Source organism: Bradyrhizobium sp. TM233, from assembly GCF_036247965.1.
Lineage (GTDB): Bacteria > Pseudomonadota > Alphaproteobacteria > Rhizobiales > Xanthobacteraceae > Bradyrhizobium > Bradyrhizobium ottawaense.
Genome location: NZ_BTIG01000003.1, coordinates 403,217 through 417,226, shown reverse-complemented (window position 1 = coordinate 417,226; position 14,010 = coordinate 403,217). Strand labels below are relative to the sequence as shown.

Genomic DNA, 14,010 nt, shown 5'->3' with positions numbered 1-14,010 from the left:
TCATGAAGCGTGCGGACCGAAGCGAGGATGCAATCGCGCTTCGGTCTCTTGCTTCGACAAGATCGTGATGGAGAGTCGCGGTGCGCTTTGCGCTCAGGCGGCTCTCTTCTCTTGAGATGCTGCTCAGCCCGGCAGCATCGCGAACGCGCTCGACACCATCGCGACCGGCTTGTTGTCGGCGGCCGAGAGCAGCGTGACGCGGCCAAAGCTCATGGTGCGCCCGAGCCGCACCACGCGGGCGTCCGCCAGCACGTCCGACGAGGACACCGCGCGCATGAAATGCGTGGTCTGGTCGACCGTGGTCATCGGGCGGTAGCCGCGATTGGCAGCCAGGATCGCGATCACCATCGCGGTGTCGGCGAGCGCCATCAGGGCCTGCCCACAGACCACGCCGCCGTTCCGGCACAGCCGCTCCGAGAACGGCATGCGCAGCAGCGCGCCCGGCTGCCAGTCGGGCACATCCGCCGGCTGCGCGTGCTCGAGGCGCTCGACGGCGAGGTTGAGATCCTGGACCCAGGGGGCAAAAACCTCGCCGAGGATGCGTCTGGCGTCGGGCAGGCCGAATTCGGCGTCTGGCTGCATTTGCATTGCTGTCGCGCTCTCCTGTGTTGCCGGATGTTTCGCCCCATTGTGCGCGCATCGGCGCGGCAAAGTCACCCGGTCTGGCGCCGGTCCCGCCGGCTTGAAAATGCCTGACTTGGGCCGATATGATGGCTCGGTTGGGTAGGGGTGGACGATGTTGCGTCGGTGTGTCCTCGTCTTTTGCATGGCCGCGCTCGGCCTCGCGCTGAGCGGGTGCACCAAATGCGGTCCGATCTGGGACGACTGGCTGCATGCGCCGAAATCGTGCAAATCAGATCGGCTCTAGCGGGCCCCGGCGGTCGCGACCGGCCGCGACAAGGATGACCAGGCGCGGGCGATCCGTGCCTGTATGGATGATCAAGGAGTAGACGATGAAGCTTTTCCGTTTGGCCGCGGTGCTGGCCGTGCTGGCGGGACCTGCCTATGCGCAAATGCCCAATCTGAATTTGCTGCAGGACGCCCCGAGCAAGACCCCCGAGGAGAAGGCCGCGGAAGCCGAGCGTGACAAGGCCTACAAGGAAACGCTGAAGAAGATCCCGGATTCCAAGACGTCCAACGATCCCTGGGGCGGCATGCGCGCCGACCCACCGAAGCAGCCGGCGGCGCCGAAGGCCTCGGCCGCAACCAGCGCGCCGAAGAAATCCAAGAGCGGCACGGCCGCCAACTGACGAGCGGCACGGCTGCCAACTGACCCAGCTCCTTTCGGGAGGCGGTGCAACGCTTTTCGGACGGGACTCCTCTTCACCCGGCTCACGCCCTACATTGGGCCGAGCGTAGTGCGTAGAGGAGGAGGACATGGCCGACCGTCCGCGGGATCTCGCCGAGCGGATGGCGCGCCGGCGCAGGATCGCCGGCAAGCCGGGCCAAACGGTCCGCGACGGCTATCTGCGCGAGACGTTCACGCTGCCGCGCGCGGCGGCGCGGGAAAGGGCGCAGGCCTTCTTCGCGCGCTACCCCAAGGCCGGCTATATGAGCGTTGTCGAGAGCTGGCGCGAGCTGCCCGGCGGCGACATCGAATTCACCATGCGGCGGCTGCCCAGCGCCGACTAGAGCATGATCCGGAAAAGTGCGAAGCGGTTTTCCGAAGAGATCATGCTCAAACAACAACCTAAAGCTTGATCCAGCGGTCTTGCTAGTCGAGGGTTTCGGCAACGATGCGGATCCGGAACACGGGCTCCTTGGTCTCGTCCAGTAGCTCCATGTGCCATTCGGAATTTTCCTGGAGCTTGCGGGCAATGCCTGCGGTCATGTCGGCGCAGACATTGGTCATCTCTTTCCAGGCCGAATCGCGATCGACGAATTCCGTCGCCTGGTCCGCGCAGCCCGAATAACGGCCGTTCCGGATTCGAAAGAAATACAACGGCATAGCTGGCACCGATCGCGCGCGTGATGGCCTCGCCCCCAGGGCCATGGGCGCGCGCAGTCCAATCCCAAACCACCGTCAGATCAATTCCGGGCGGCTACGGATGATGTTCCGCCGCAACCGCCAGCCGTGGCGCTGCGGGCGCCACAAGGCGCCATCCGATACCGACCTTCATCCGGTCGGCTCAGGCCGCCCGGCCGATCGCTTCAGCTCCCGGTCGATGCGCAGCTGCACGCGCCGGATCGCCAACAGGTCGATTTTCGTCTCGGTCTTGCCGGTCTTGACCTGCTCGCCGATGCGGAACTGCCACTGCCAGATTCCAGGGATCGCCGTCTTGGCGACGGTGAACTCGATGCCCCTGTGATTCATGGTGACCTCCCACGATTCACTCTCCGTGACTGCAAACATGTTGGGCGTCGTAATATTCCAGAGACAAGCAAATTCTGTCGGTAAGCCCCGGATAGTTCGGGGATATCTCGAAAGCGCGCGTGTCCCGAAACAACCGAAGCCGGCGTTCGAAAGACGCCCGTGCGTGAGACAGTGAGGCTGTCGCATACCCGTGGTTCTCCGACCATGAACAGAGTTCCTGAGCTGCATGCGCTTGCGCGGTTCCGGCCACGGTTGCGGAATCCCATGCAAGCGGCACGTGCCTTGCTTGATCTGACGACAGCAAAAAACAACGTGGGCCCGTCATGCTCGGCATTCCCCGCCGCTACAGTCATTTCGTCTTCGGCATCATCCAGTCCGGACTGACCTCGCTGATCGCGGCGGGGATCGCCAGCTTGCCTGCGGGCGGCGCGATGAGCTTCGTCGGGCACTGGATGGTGTCGTGGCTGATCGCATGGGCCGCGATGCTGCCGATCGTGCTGCTGGCCGCGCCCGCGATCCGCGCCTTCTCGTTGCTCCTGACGCAGGAGGAGAGGGATCCGCGAACCGCCCGGCAGGCATGAAAAAGCCCCGCCTGGGGAGAGCCAGGCGGGGCAGAGAGTTATTGGAGGCTGAGGTGCTGGGCTGCAACACCATAGCCTCATCATCCTAGCCGGCCCCGCTTACGGCAGCCTGACAGGCGGCAGATTTCCGGGCCCAACGCCGGGGCCGCAGACTGGCCCCGCACCCGTCCCAATTTCGACATCCGTTCGCACAACTGCGGACACACCCGTCGGCAAGATTTCACACCGTTCGGCGCAGCCATGGGGGAAACGTGGCGCGCCGACCACGGGGTGGCATCATGGATAACGTAGAGCGGTCATTTGCCGCCGCGACAGCGGCTGGCTTCGTGGTGCTGGTGATCGGCCTCGTGCTGCTGGCGCTGCTGTAGGGACCGGCGCGCGGGCGGCAGCCGTGCCCTGCCAGGTTCAGGGACACGAGGCATGCCGCATTCTCAAAATTGGAAAAACAACCCCATGCACAGTAGGCGGCATGGAAATTCATATGTCTTCTCAGTGACTTAAGAGTAGAGTTTAGATACTTCATTGCGCGCGACCCGCCCTGTGGGCCGTGCGCCTCGCCCTGAGCTGCGATGCCGACTCCTTGCGGGTGATCTGGCGACCGCTCCGGGCGGCCACCTCTGCCGCCAGATCGTCGGGGCGCCGTCAGCCGCCTCGCCGGCGTGTCGCCGGCCTTCAGTGAATCTCGATCTTGTTCAGGGGAAGCTGGAGCTCGGCGGCGCGCTCGTCGCGGTCCCTCTTGCGGAACTCGTTTTCCTGACGCTCGAACTTCATCATCTCCTCATGCGCCGCCTCCAGCAGAGGTTTGCGCCTGATCGCGTCGCGCTGCGTGTTTTCCGTCATGACTGAGGTCCCCAGAGTTGCGGTCTCATCCTGGAGAAGGCCCAAGACCGCGAGAAGGTTCGATGCCGTAAGATTACGGAATTCTGACGGCGCCCGGCGGCGGCGTCTTTGATACGCGTCAGCTCCGGCCCGGGAAAGAGGTTGCGGCAGCCCTGCTATTTCGGCGGTTGCAGCCCGGAGGATATGGCCCAGTCGTGCAGCAGGTGATTGGCGACGTCGGCCTGGCGAGCCTTCTTGAGCAGGGCGTCCCGCTCGGGCCCGGGCGGAAGCCTCAAGGCCTGTTCCTGGACCTGCTTCACCCATGCGGACAGCCGATCTTGAAGGGTCAACTGCTGCTTGAAACGTCGTCTCTTGAGCATGGCGCGCTCCTTTCCGTGCGAGGAAGGCGGGAGCACAATCGGTGTTCTCGTCACCGATTGTGGCCACGGTTGTGCGGTGACGAACGATTAAGGCCGGTTCACGGATCGGCGTCTGTTCAGTTGTGCGCACAAGGCGAATTGGGGAGGCGGAAGTAGAGAGAATCGCCGGCGGGCAAGCGGCGGGAATGAAAAGAGGCCGCCGACCAAGAGGGCCTCATTCGCGGTCGAGTTCGGCTTCCAAGGCGGCGCGTCCGATCTCCGTTATCCGATAAAAGCCGGTTCGTCCCTGTTCGAGAATCCCTAGCGCAGGCGGTGCTGTCCTAATTAGGACACCCGCAGAGGGGAATTAGGACACCTACTTTCGTAAAGCTAGATTTTGGTGGCTCGCTTAGCTAGCGTGCGGCATCGATTCCCGCCACAGTTGTTCCTATGTTGAAGCAATTATCAGCGCAAGACGGGTCTTGGCAGGCCGTGCTCGATGCTTGGAAAAAGCAGTGCGATGGCTATGGACAGGACTTTGACGAGTTTGCAACCGCCACAATCGGAGTTCTGGCGCCGCTGGCGGATGTTGGGCATCCCAAGGCCGAGGTTTACGGGTTCCACGTTGGTGCCGAGTGCTGGGTGATCTGCGAAGCAAACCATACCATGTTACCTGGATACGATGGATATGTACTCCGCGTCAGGAACATGACTTTCGCGCCTCGTTTCGACTTTGAGGACCTTGGCGTGGATTCCTACGGGAAAGCGCTCACTGGCCTTTTTGGCGGAATTCTTGCGCTAAGTCATGCCGTTAGGAAAGCTCCCCATATAAAGTTCCATCTTAGGAGCCCGGCGGATAGAACGTTCTTTCAAGCCCTCACCGAGCCTTTACTAAATATTCCGTTATTTGACACCGTAGAGGTGAAAGGTGCATGGCTATACGTAACAAAAAAGCAGTGAATGCATTATATGAGCACAAGTGAGCCCGTGGAGACGATCATGAACCCATATGAGAACGCTGAATTTAGGGCCGCCCTAGAGGGCGCTTTTGTTGAAGCCATCAAGAAGGTTGGCTTTGGCAACTTCAAGCGCATCTCTTGGTTCGCGTCGAATGAGCAGGCACAAGCATTGAAACGTGCCGCCTAACGGCTTCTTCTTTTAGCTTTCTAAAACGAAAACCCGCCATCAACGGCGGGTTTTTTGTTGAGTGCAATTAATTGCAGGTACCTGCAATTCTATGTTCGGCCCCCATCGATTACCCGGAAGTTGCGAGTTACCCGAACCGGCTTGTTCGGCCCCAGCGGCAGCACAGCGTCAATCAGGTCCCCAATCGTCCAGACCCGATCCGCAATGCCCAACGCGACCGCTGGCGTGGTCCGCAGAGCTTCATGGACGCGGCAGAGATTGTAGTGCGCGACGTACAGGCTGACCGCCGCAGCGTGGTTGGTGAGCTTCTTTGAGAAGCCGTTGGTGAGGCGGGCGAACCGACGCTGCGTCATTCGCAAGGTGAGGTTCTGGCGCTCCACGTAGCTGGTCGAGATGTGGGACGGTACGCCGCTTACTACGTCGCGCTCCACGGAGATTACTTCGGCCGGGCTGTAGCGGCGCGCGGCGTCTTTTACAGCCAGGTTCGTTACGCTGTAGGTCTTTACGATGACACCATGCGAAGCCCGGCCACGGAAAGCGTCACGGATTGCGTTCTGATATGGCAGGAAGCCGTCAGTGCTGATCTCGGGCGCACCAAGCACCCGCTGGCGAAGGTCCTGCACGAACAGATCCGTATTCTCGCTGTCGCGCTTGCCGGTGCGGTAGGAAACGATGGCCTTAGCGGAGGAGGCCAGCGCAATGAACGTGTACTGGTCGCCCTTGTGGCTGATCTCGTGGCGCTGCACCTTCTTTTGCTTCTTGCCGACGTAGCCCCAAATCTCGTCCAGTTCCAAGCGGCCGGTGCGGATGCCGACCATCATGCGGTCGTGCAACTCGGCACAACCGCGCCCGACGCGCTCGCCAAGGCGCATAATGGTGTCGCGGTGAATGCCGGTGATGCGCTCAGTGGCGCGGATGCTCTGGCCTTCGGTCAGGCAGGCAATGATTTGGATCTGTTGGTCGCGGGAAAGAACGTTCATGAGGGCGCAATCCTCTGTAGGATTGGCCCCGGGGACTCTAGAAAAGCCGCTCTGCAAAGCGTATATTCTAGTTTGGTCGCTGGCCCGGGGCGCAATCTCGGGTGGGTGACTAGGGATCGCTGAGGCTGCAACCACGGCGGTCCCGCTTGTTTCGATCTCGGCAGCCCCGCCGGGATTCGGACCCGGACCTCTCCGCGTGTAACAGCGAGCGTCCTACCGTTAGACTACGGGGCACCCAAGTAGAGCCGATTAAGGGGCCACCACCGTCCTTGTGAGAGAGCGGGGGTGGTGGCCCCACCTGTGTGTCATAGCCTCAGCGCCGGTCGGGATTACGCTGGGGCTCTGGCCCTGTTGTCATGCTTGCCTCCATTGACAAGAAGTATACGGGAATTCTTGTCAGCGTCAACGGCTGTAACACGAAAAAGTTTGACACAGCTTCTGCGTTGTGGTCTCTTGTATACGGCGAGACTTAAAACAGTCAGGAGAGACTTATGGCGGACAACGACAATGCGGGTTCTGCCGCCGCTCAGAAGGCGGAGGAAAAGAAGCGATTCCGTTCCGAGATCGAATTCCCTTACGCAGACTTGGAGAGCGCCCTAGAGGTGGCCCAAACCATCCACGACAAGGCGGGCTCTTCATGTGAGACTGAGGAACTAGCCGCTTGGATGGGACAATCTGCAAGCGGTGGGACGTTCCGAACGCGGCTCGGTGCAGCTCGCATGTTCGGCTTGATAGATCGAGGCGAGGGGCGAGCAACGTTGACCCAACTTGGTCGCGATGCGCTCACCAACTCGGGGAAGGAGCGATTTGCACGCGTTACCGCATTTCTCAACGTTGAACTATTCGCCGCGATGTATGAGCAGTTCAAGGGTCATGCGTTGCCGCCTCCCCCGGCCATTGAACGTCAGGTGGAGCAGTTCGGCGTCTCGCCCAAGCAAAAGGAGCGCGCACGCCAGACCTTCATGAAGTCGGCGCAGTATGCCGGTTTTATAGACGCGTCATCAGGCCGCTTCGTGAAGCCGGGGATCGCTGCACGCGATGAAGCGGCGAATGAGAAGCCAGCCGAAGAAAAGAAGCGTGACAATGGCAGCGGGGGCGATGAACCTCCCGGGTTCCACCCCTTCGTTCAGGGACTGCTCAAGGAGCTTCCTCCGGCCGGGAACGTGTGGCCGGAGGAACAACGAAAACTATGGCTTGATACGGCGTCTAGCATCTTCAAGATGATCTATAAGGACGCAAAGCCGGCGCAGCTGCCCCCTCCGCCCGGAGACGCCGAATATCGCAAGTCTCATGGGCTCCCGCCGCGCGAGGATTATACGAAATGAAAGAGGCCGCCAACTAAGGCGGCTCGCCTTATGATGGTCTCTCCGCCGATTTCGCTTCGGAAAGAAGCTTGTCCCGCCATGCTGCGAGATCGTCGAGCTGGGGAAGGTTGCTAACTCCAACCTCCCGCATTTCTTCCTCAGCACGCGCGATCTGAGGAAGAAATCGTATCTTCCACTCTGTGCGAATGCGGTTGTATTCTGTCTCGGAGGGAGGCGGCGCACGCATTGAAGCTTTTGCAAGCTCTATATTGATGGCGTCACCGAGTAGACGCCAGTACTTCGCATATTGAAACGTTCGCGCCCGTCGTTCGTTACCGCCGCTGAATGCGGCCATGTTCAGCCCAGCCTCATGCTCTCCGCTGTAAGCTGGAAATCCTCCAGCTTCGAAATGGCGCCGCATCACTGCAATATATTGCGCTGTTCCAACTATCGATATGTTGCGAAATTTGCACCTGTCGAATTTGCATCTAAGGAACAGCACCGGTCCGACAAGGTAGTCCTGAGGCGCTAGCATGAAGTGCGCATCTATGTTCCCTGACGCAGCAACCTGCATCGCACTGTGCGTGATTTGGCAAGCTTGAAAGTGGGTCACGGCAGGGCCGTATATCAAGCAATCCGTAAAGACCTTGTCTTGGATTACTGGATCGTCCCGGCCAAGTAGCGAAGCGATAGGTACTTCTTCTTCACGGAAGTACGAGCGCATGCTGTTGGTGATCCGGGCAGGGTTACTCTCCTTCGGCACCGGTTCGCCCGGTGGCGGATTATCTCCCGGAGACGCCGACTTTTCTTTCCGCCGCCGCAGAGCGGCACTGGCGACTTCAATGCCGCCCCAAAAAAGGAGCATTAGAAGAGCGCCGCCCCAAAATGCCGAGCTTTGACTAACCATTCCGGAGAACCATTCCGGAAAGCCAGCCAAAGCTCTGTCTAAGAGCTTGTCCCAGCCTCGCGACTCTAAAGCGGCTTCGAAATTCCGAACCCAAAAGGGCTGTAGCAACCACAACAGCGCCACACCGCCGGCAACGACGAGGAAGTTTCTGATTCTCGATGGCATGCGGGCCGCAACATGCCAGCGCACATCGCTTCTCGCTACCCTCCTGATGGAACCAGTCCACTGTCGGAAAGTAGGACACTGCCGGATTCAACTTAGGACGCGCGGGGTCGAATACGGACAGTACCAGCGCAGGCAAAAAGAACATATTGCGAACCTAGAACAAATGGGGTACATTGGTTTTATCGCCGAGCCGCCTCGCCAATCGTTTGTCCCCCTAGCGAATCCTCGCCATAAGGAGCACGACCCAATGTCCGCCACTGCCCTGCGTATCGTCGAAGGATCTTCCATGGACAAGAGTAAAGCTCTGGCCGCCGCGCTCTCCCAGATCGAGCGCCAGTTCGGCAAGGGCTCGGTGATGAAGCTCGGCAAGAACGATCGATCGATGGATGTCGAGGCGGTGTCCTCCGGGTCGCTCGGGCTCGACATTGCGCTCGGCATCGGCGGCCTGCCGAAGGGGCGCGTCGTGGAAATCTACGGGCCGGAATCCTCGGGCAAGACCACGCTGGCGCTGCATACGGTGGCGGAAGCGCAGAAGAAGGGCGGCATCTGCGCCTTCATCGACGCCGAGCACGCGCTCGATCCGGTCTATGCGAGGAAGCTGGGCGTCAATATCGACGAGCTCCTGATCTCGCAGCCCGACACCGGCGAGCAGGCGCTGGAAATCTGCGACACGCTGGTGCGCTCGGGTGCGGTGGACGTTCTGGTGGTCGATTCGGTCGCGGCGCTGGTGCCGAAGGCCGAGCTCGAGGGCGAGATGGGCGATGCGCTGCCGGGCCTGCAGGCCCGTCTGATGAGCCAGGCGCTGCGCAAGCTGACGGCCTCCATCAACAAGTCCAACACCATGGTGATCTTCATCAACCAGATCCGCATGAAGATCGGTGTGATGTACGGCTCGCCGGAAACCACCACCGGCGGCAACGCGCTGAAATTCTATGCCTCCGTCCGCCTCGACATCCGCCGCATCGGCGCGATCAAGGAGCGCGACGAAGTGGTCGGCAACACCACCCGCGTCAAGGTCGTCAAGAACAAGCTGGCGCCGCCCTTCAAGCAGGTCGAGTTCGACATCATGTACGGCGAGGGCGTTTCCAAGATGGGCGAGATCCTCGATCTCGGCGTCAAGGCCGGCATCGTCGAGAAATCAGGCGCCTGGTTCTCCTATGACAGCCAGCGTCTCGGCCAGGGCCGCGAGAACTCGAAAGCGTTCCTGAAGGCCAATCCCGACATCACCGCCAAGATCGAGACCTCGATCCGCCAGAACTCCGGCCTGATCGCCGAGCAGATTCTCGCCGGCACGCCGGAGCGCGACGCCGACGGCGAGGAGCCGGCGGAGGAGTAAGACCTAACGCGAAGAGAGTTTTCGCGAGGAGCGGGCGCTGAAGACGTTGAGTTGCCGACGTCGTCAGTGCCCGTTTCGTTTTGCGTAAGGGTGGGGTGCGCCGACGATGAAACGGATGATTCTGACCAGTTCGTCCGGCGCCGGTCTCACCTATGCCGATCGCGCTGACATGGTCATCCCGTTCATCTATCGCTTTGTTTCGGGGCCACTTCCGACGGCTGACCACCTCATCCGCTATCTCGGCTGGCGGGAGTCCAGGACGTGGGTCGACCAAATGCACTGGTCGGATTGCGTCCCCGTGCGTCAGTCGCCCCTCATCAGGCGCCAGGATCGAGCCGGTGCCCTGCTCTGGGTCTGCAAGAATTACGGGGTCGATCTCATTGAACTGTGGTTCGACCCCGAACCTAACAGTCAATTGCAGCTGATCTGGATCCTCGATTACCTGCGTTTCGAGCCGTCACTTACTGAGAGTCTGAGACTACGACTCGTCGATTTCGATCTGCGCGGAGCAGATCCCTCAGAGCTTCGCCATCGTGACGTGAAGCAGTTCGATATCGCGGAAATCGATCTTGAAAGCGCGACCCTCGCGTGGGAGGCCTATCGCGCGCCGACGCCCGAGCTTTGCGCCGGGCTGCTCGACAGGCCGCTCGGCAAGCTGTCTTTCCTGAAGCCGGCCATGGAAGACCTGCTCGCAGAACTGCCGTCGCCAGCGACGGGACTGGGGGCGACCGAGACGCGGCTTCTCGAACTCATCGCAAGCGGACGCAGTCGCACCGATGAGCTGTTTCAGCCGGGCGCGCTGGGAACACGCGTGTTCGATCAGTGGGAATTGGGCGCGCTGCTCGAAGGGCTCGCATTCGGCCCTGCGCCAGCGGTTGCGGGTCTGGACGGCAAGCTGGCGACACTCGATCCGGACAACGCGCGCGGTCGCAACGCCGCCTTTCGCCGGAGCCGGCTGTCGCTGACGGAGTTTGGCAAAACGGTTCTGGAAGGTCGGGAGGATTTTCGCCGTCACAATCCGATTCGGCGCTGGTTGGGCGGTACGCTGCTGACCAATGAGCAGCTATGGCGTTGGGATCGCGAGAGTCGATTGTTGATTGCGCCTTAAGTCAGCAGCCGTAGGGTAGGCAAAGGCGCGCGAGCGCCGTGCCCACCATATTCCAACGCGGCGAAAGGGTGGTGGGCACGCTTCCGCTTTGCCCACCCTACGTAACCTCCGCCGTGTCTTACTCCGCGGCTTGCGCGTAATCGCTCACCGGCGGGCAGGAGCATACGAGGTTGCGGTCGCCATAGACGTTGTCGACGCGCCCCACCGGGCTCCAGTATTTGTCGTTGCGCGAGGTGCCCGCGGGGAAGCAGCCTTCGGCGCGGGTATAGGCGCGCTTCCAATCATCATCGGCGATGTCGTGCACGGTGTGCGGAGCATGGCGCAGCGGTGACGCCGCGATCTCAAAGCGGCCGGCCTCGACCTCGGCGATTTCTTTCCGGATCGCGATCATGGCGTCGCAGAACCGGTCGAGCTCGGCCTTGGATTCCGATTCGGTCGGCTCGATCATCAGCGTGCCCGGCACCGGGAAGCTCATGGTCGGCGCGTGGAAGCCGTAGTCGATCAGGCGCTTTGCGATGTCGTCGACGGTGACGCCAGACGTATTCTTCAGCGACCGGGGATCGACGATGCACTCATGGGCGACGCGGCCCTTTGCGTTCTTGTAGAGCACCGGGAAGTGCGCATCGAGCCTTGCCGCGACGTAATTGGCGTTGAGGATCGCGATCTCGGTGGCGCGCTTCAGGCCTTCGCCGCCCATCATCAGGATGTAGATGTAGGAGATGGTCAGGATCGAGGCCGAGCCGAACGGTGCGGCCGAGACCGGGCCGACGGGAGCTTCAGCATTCGTTACCGGATGACCCGGCAGGAACGGCGCGAGATGCGCCTTGACGCCGATCGGGCCCATGCCGGGGCCGCCGCCGCCATGCGGGATGCAGAAGGTTTTGTGCAGGTTGAGGTGGCTGACATCGGCGCCGTAATCGCCGGGCCTGGAGAGACCGACCTGCGCATTGAGGTTGGCGCCGTCGAGATACACCTGGCCGCCATGGCCATGCACGATGTCGCAGATCTCGCGGATGTGCTCCTCGAACACGCCGTGGGTCGAGGGATAGGTGATCATGACCGCGGCGAGATCGTTCGCATGCTTTTCCGCCTTGGCGCGGAGATCATTGACGTCGACGTCGCCGTTCTTTTCGCAGGCGACCACCACCACGTCCATGCCGACCATCGCGGCCGAAGCCGGATTGGTGCCATGAGCGGAGGAGGGGATCAGGCAGATCTTGCGGTGCGCCTCGCCGCGCGACGCGTGATAGCCGCGGATCGCAAGCAGTCCGGCGTACTCGCCCTGCGCGCCGGAATTCGGCTGCAGCGAGATCGCGTCATAGCCGGTGATGTCGCACAGCCATTTTTCCAGGCGCGCGAACAGCGCGTGATAGCCGCGTGCCTGCTCGCGCGGGACGAACGGATGCAGCGAGCCGAACTCCGGCCAGGTCAGCGGCATCATCTCGGTGGTCGCGTTCAGCTTCATCGTGCAGGAGCCCAGCGGGATCATCGCGCGGTCGAGCGCGAGGTCGCGGTCGCTGAGCTTGCGCATGTAGCGCAGCATCTCGGTCTCCGAGCGATGCGCATGGAAGACCGGATGGGTGAGGAAGGAGGTCGCGCGCTTCAGCGCCTCCGGCAGCGTCTCGCGCGTGGTCGCGTCGATCTCGGTGTAGGCAAGCGTGCCGCCGAATGCACGCCAGACCGCTTCGACCGTCGCAGCCGTCGTGGTCTCGTCGAGCGCGATGCGCAAGCTGGTGTCGCCGACGCCGAGATTGATCTTCTCGGCCGCCGCGCGCGCAACGATCTCGGCGCGCTTGGCACCGGCATCGACGCTGATCGTGTCGAAGAAGCTCTCGCTATCAGGCGCGAAGCCGAGCTTGCGCAGGCCAGCCGCGAGCACGGCCGTGCGACGGTGAACGTGGCGCGCGATCTGCGTCAGCCCCTCGGGCCCGTGATAGACCGCGTACATCGAGGCGATCACGGCGAGCAGGACCTGCGCGGTGCAGATGTTGGAGGTCGCCTTCTCGCGGCGGATGTGCTGCTCGCGGGTCTGCAGCGCGAGCCGGTAGGCAGGCATCCCGCGGGAATCGACCGAGAGGCCGACGATGCGGCCGGGCAGCGAGCGCTTCAGCGCATCGCGCACCGCCATATAGGCGGCATGCGGCCCGCCATAGCCCATCGGTACGCCAAAACGCTGCGCGGAGCCGATCGCGATGTCGGCGCCGAGCTCGCCGGGCGAAGCCAGCAGCGTCAGTGCCAGCAGATCGGCGGCCACGATCGCGAGCGCGCCCTTGGCCTTCAGTGTTGCGATCGCGGGCCTGAGGTCGCGCACCGCGCCCGAAGAGCCCGGATATTGCAGCAGCGCGCCGAGCACGTCACTCCCAGCGAGATCGGTGAGGGGATCGCCGACGATCAGGGTCCAGCCCAGCGGCTCGGCGCGGGTGCGCATCACAGCGAGTGTCTGCGGATGCACGTCCTTGTCGACGAAGAAAGCCTGCGCCTTGACCTGCGAATGCCGCTCCGCGAGCGCCATCGCTTCCGCCGCGGCGGTCGCCTCGTCGAGCAGCGAGGCGTTGGCGACGTCGAGCCCGGTGAGGTCGCAGATCATAGTCTGGAAGTTGAGCAGCGCCTCCAGCCGGCCCTGGCTGATCTCGGGCTGGTAGGGCGTGTAGGCGGTGTACCAGGCCGGATTCTCCAGGATGTTGCGCTGGATCACCGCGGGCAAAATCGTTCCGGAATAGCCTTGGCCGATCAGCGAGGTGAAGACCTGGTTTTGGGCCGCGAGTTCGCCCATATGCGCGATCGCCTCGGTCTCGCTGAGCGGCCTGCCGAGATCGAGCGGGGTGACCTGCCGGATCGAGGCTGGCAGCGTCTCCGCCATCAGCGCGTCGACGCTCTTCGCGCTGACAGTTTCAAGCATTGCGGTGACATCGCGCGCCGACGGGCCGATGTGGCGGCGAACGAAACTGGCGGCGGTGTCGCCGTTGGTCTTGCGGTGCGCGGTCATCGCTT

Annotated in this window: 16 protein-coding genes and 1 tRNA gene; 8 read left to right on the top strand and 9 right to left on the bottom strand. The window is 62.2% G+C overall.

The genetic code is table 11. The annotated features are described in order from the left end of the window. Positions 1-123: 123 nt before the first annotated feature. Entirely contained in the window at positions 124-588 is a 465-nt protein-coding gene (locus tag AABA86_RS09135) for a PaaI family thioesterase (protein WP_338306506.1), read from the bottom strand. Positions 589-953: 365 nt separating this feature from the next. Here AABA86_RS09135 and AABA86_RS09130 point away from each other — a divergent pair, with 365 nt between their 5' ends. Together AABA86_RS09130 and AABA86_RS09125 are read left to right on the top strand one after the other, a co-directional pair. Continuing rightward, positions 954-1,250: a hypothetical protein gene (locus AABA86_RS09130; protein ID WP_091965475.1), complete on the top strand. Its 297-nt coding sequence runs from the start codon at positions 954-956 to the stop codon at positions 1,248-1,250. 127 nt (positions 1,251-1,377) lie between these two features. Beyond that, positions 1,378-1,632: a hypothetical protein gene (locus AABA86_RS09125; protein WP_338306505.1), complete on the top strand. Its 255-nt coding sequence runs from the start codon at positions 1,378-1,380 to the stop codon at positions 1,630-1,632. An 82-nt stretch (positions 1,633-1,714) separates the two neighbouring features. Here AABA86_RS09125 and AABA86_RS09120 read toward each other — a convergent pair whose 3' ends face one another. Together AABA86_RS09120 and AABA86_RS09115 are read right to left on the bottom strand one after the other, a co-directional pair. After that, the gene (locus tag AABA86_RS09120; RefSeq protein WP_212252833.1) at positions 1,715-1,948 is read right to left on the bottom strand and encodes a DUF6894 family protein; all 234 of its coding nucleotides are present in this window, start codon (positions 1,946-1,948) and stop codon (positions 1,715-1,717) included. A 168-nt stretch (positions 1,949-2,116) separates the two neighbouring features. Beyond that, a complete protein-coding gene (locus AABA86_RS09115; protein ID WP_212252831.1) occupies positions 2,117-2,314 on the bottom strand; it encodes a hypothetical protein in 198 nt (65 codons plus the stop codon). Between the two features lie 323 nt (positions 2,315-2,637). Between AABA86_RS09115 and AABA86_RS09110 the strand changes: the two genes are divergently transcribed. Further along, a complete protein-coding gene (locus tag AABA86_RS09110; protein ID WP_338306504.1) occupies positions 2,638-2,895 on the top strand; it encodes a DUF2798 domain-containing protein in 258 nt (85 codons plus the stop codon). A 672-nt stretch (positions 2,896-3,567) separates the two neighbouring features. Here AABA86_RS09110 and AABA86_RS09105 read toward each other — a convergent pair. Continuing rightward, positions 3,568-3,735 carry a hypothetical protein gene (locus AABA86_RS09105; protein ID WP_338306503.1) on the bottom strand — a complete coding sequence of 56 codons (168 nt, stop codon included), beginning with the start codon at positions 3,733-3,735 and terminating at the stop codon, positions 3,568-3,570. Between the two features lie 155 nt (positions 3,736-3,890). Then, on the bottom strand, positions 3,891-4,094 hold the full coding sequence (locus tag AABA86_RS09100; protein ID WP_212252825.1) for a hypothetical protein: 204 nt from the start codon (positions 4,092-4,094) through the stop codon (positions 3,891-3,893). A gap of 429 nt (positions 4,095-4,523) precedes the next feature. On the opposite strand from AABA86_RS09100, the gene AABA86_RS09095 reads away from it, so the two are divergent. Together AABA86_RS09095 and AABA86_RS09090 are read left to right on the top strand one after the other, a co-directional pair. Then, positions 4,524-5,033 carry a hypothetical protein gene (locus AABA86_RS09095; RefSeq protein ID WP_338306502.1) on the top strand — a complete coding sequence of 170 codons (510 nt, stop codon included), beginning with the start codon at positions 4,524-4,526 and terminating at the stop codon, positions 5,031-5,033. A 39-nt stretch (positions 5,034-5,072) separates the two neighbouring features. Next, positions 5,073-5,219 (top strand): hypothetical protein, encoded by a 147-nt coding sequence (locus AABA86_RS09090; protein WP_338306501.1) that lies wholly within the window; start codon positions 5,073-5,075, stop codon positions 5,217-5,219. An 89-nt stretch (positions 5,220-5,308) separates the two neighbouring features. Here the strand turns inward: AABA86_RS09090 and AABA86_RS09085 are convergent, their stop codons facing one another. Together AABA86_RS09085 and AABA86_RS09080 are read right to left on the bottom strand one after the other, a co-directional pair. Further along, positions 5,309-6,199: a transposase gene (locus tag AABA86_RS09085; RefSeq protein ID WP_338306500.1), complete on the bottom strand. Its 891-nt coding sequence runs from the start codon at positions 6,197-6,199 to the stop codon at positions 5,309-5,311. A gap of 161 nt (positions 6,200-6,360) precedes the next feature. Continuing rightward, positions 6,361-6,432: transfer RNA gene (locus AABA86_RS09080), tRNA-OTHER, on the bottom strand. 258 nt (positions 6,433-6,690) lie between these two features. Between AABA86_RS09080 and AABA86_RS09075 the strand changes: the two genes are divergently transcribed. After that, on the top strand, positions 6,691-7,524 hold the full coding sequence (locus tag AABA86_RS09075; protein WP_338306499.1) for a hypothetical protein: 834 nt from the start codon (positions 6,691-6,693) through the stop codon (positions 7,522-7,524). Between the two features lie 28 nt (positions 7,525-7,552). On the opposite strand, the gene AABA86_RS09070 is transcribed toward AABA86_RS09075, so the two are convergent. Then, positions 7,553-8,599: a hypothetical protein gene (locus tag AABA86_RS09070; protein ID WP_338306498.1), complete on the bottom strand. Its 1,047-nt coding sequence runs from the start codon at positions 8,597-8,599 to the stop codon at positions 7,553-7,555. 223 nt (positions 8,600-8,822) lie between these two features. Between AABA86_RS09070 and recA the strand changes: the two genes are divergently transcribed. Together recA and AABA86_RS09060 are read left to right on the top strand one after the other, a co-directional pair. Then, positions 8,823-9,911 carry a recombinase RecA gene (gene recA / locus AABA86_RS09065; RefSeq protein WP_063195387.1) on the top strand — a complete coding sequence of 363 codons (1,089 nt, stop codon included), beginning with the start codon at positions 8,823-8,825 and terminating at the stop codon, positions 9,909-9,911. 106 nt (positions 9,912-10,017) lie between these two features. After that, positions 10,018-11,019, top strand: a complete 1,002-nt coding sequence (locus AABA86_RS09060) for a hypothetical protein (RefSeq protein ID WP_338306497.1) — start codon at positions 10,018-10,020, stop codon at positions 11,017-11,019. Positions 11,020-11,137: 118 nt separating this feature from the next. On the opposite strand, the gene gcvP is transcribed toward AABA86_RS09060, so the two are convergent. Beyond that, positions 11,138-14,005, bottom strand: coding sequence for an aminomethyl-transferring glycine dehydrogenase (gene gcvP, locus AABA86_RS09055; protein WP_338306496.1), 2,868 nt, complete (start codon positions 14,003-14,005; stop codon positions 11,138-11,140). Positions 14,006-14,010 lie beyond the last annotated feature (5 nt).

Bases quoted from the DNA above. Each gene is read 5' to 3' on its own strand.
- AABA86_RS09135 (WP_338306506.1), bottom strand. From the start codon at position 588: ATGCAAATGCAGCCAGACGCCGAATTCGGCCTGCCCGACGCCAGACGC.
- AABA86_RS09130 (WP_091965475.1), top strand. From the start codon at position 954: ATGAAGCTTTTCCGTTTGGCCGCGGTGCTGGCCGTGCTGGCGGGACCT.
- AABA86_RS09125 (WP_338306505.1), top strand. From the start codon at position 1,378: ATGGCCGACCGTCCGCGGGATCTCGCCGAGCGGATGGCGCGCCGGCGC.
- AABA86_RS09120 (WP_212252833.1), bottom strand. From the start codon at position 1,948: ATGCCGTTGTATTTCTTTCGAATCCGGAACGGCCGTTATTCGGGCTGC.
- AABA86_RS09115 (WP_212252831.1), bottom strand. From the start codon at position 2,314: ATGAATCACAGGGGCATCGAGTTCACCGTCGCCAAGACGGCGATCCCT.
- AABA86_RS09110 (WP_338306504.1), top strand. From the start codon at position 2,638: ATGCTCGGCATTCCCCGCCGCTACAGTCATTTCGTCTTCGGCATCATC.
- AABA86_RS09105 (WP_338306503.1), bottom strand. From the start codon at position 3,735: ATGACGGAAAACACGCAGCGCGACGCGATCAGGCGCAAACCTCTGCTG.
- AABA86_RS09100 (WP_212252825.1), bottom strand. From the start codon at position 4,094: ATGCTCAAGAGACGACGTTTCAAGCAGCAGTTGACCCTTCAAGATCGG.
- AABA86_RS09095 (WP_338306502.1), top strand. From the start codon at position 4,524: ATGTTGAAGCAATTATCAGCGCAAGACGGGTCTTGGCAGGCCGTGCTC.
- AABA86_RS09090 (WP_338306501.1), top strand. From the start codon at position 5,073: ATGAACCCATATGAGAACGCTGAATTTAGGGCCGCCCTAGAGGGCGCT.
- AABA86_RS09085 (WP_338306500.1), bottom strand. From the start codon at position 6,199: ATGAACGTTCTTTCCCGCGACCAACAGATCCAAATCATTGCCTGCCTG.
- AABA86_RS09075 (WP_338306499.1), top strand. From the start codon at position 6,691: ATGGCGGACAACGACAATGCGGGTTCTGCCGCCGCTCAGAAGGCGGAG.
- recA (WP_063195387.1), top strand. From the start codon at position 8,823: ATGTCCGCCACTGCCCTGCGTATCGTCGAAGGATCTTCCATGGACAAG.
- AABA86_RS09060 (WP_338306497.1), top strand. From the start codon at position 10,018: ATGAAACGGATGATTCTGACCAGTTCGTCCGGCGCCGGTCTCACCTAT.
- gcvP (WP_338306496.1), bottom strand. From the start codon at position 14,005: ATGACCGCGCACCGCAAGACCAACGGCGACACCGCCGCCAGTTTCGTT.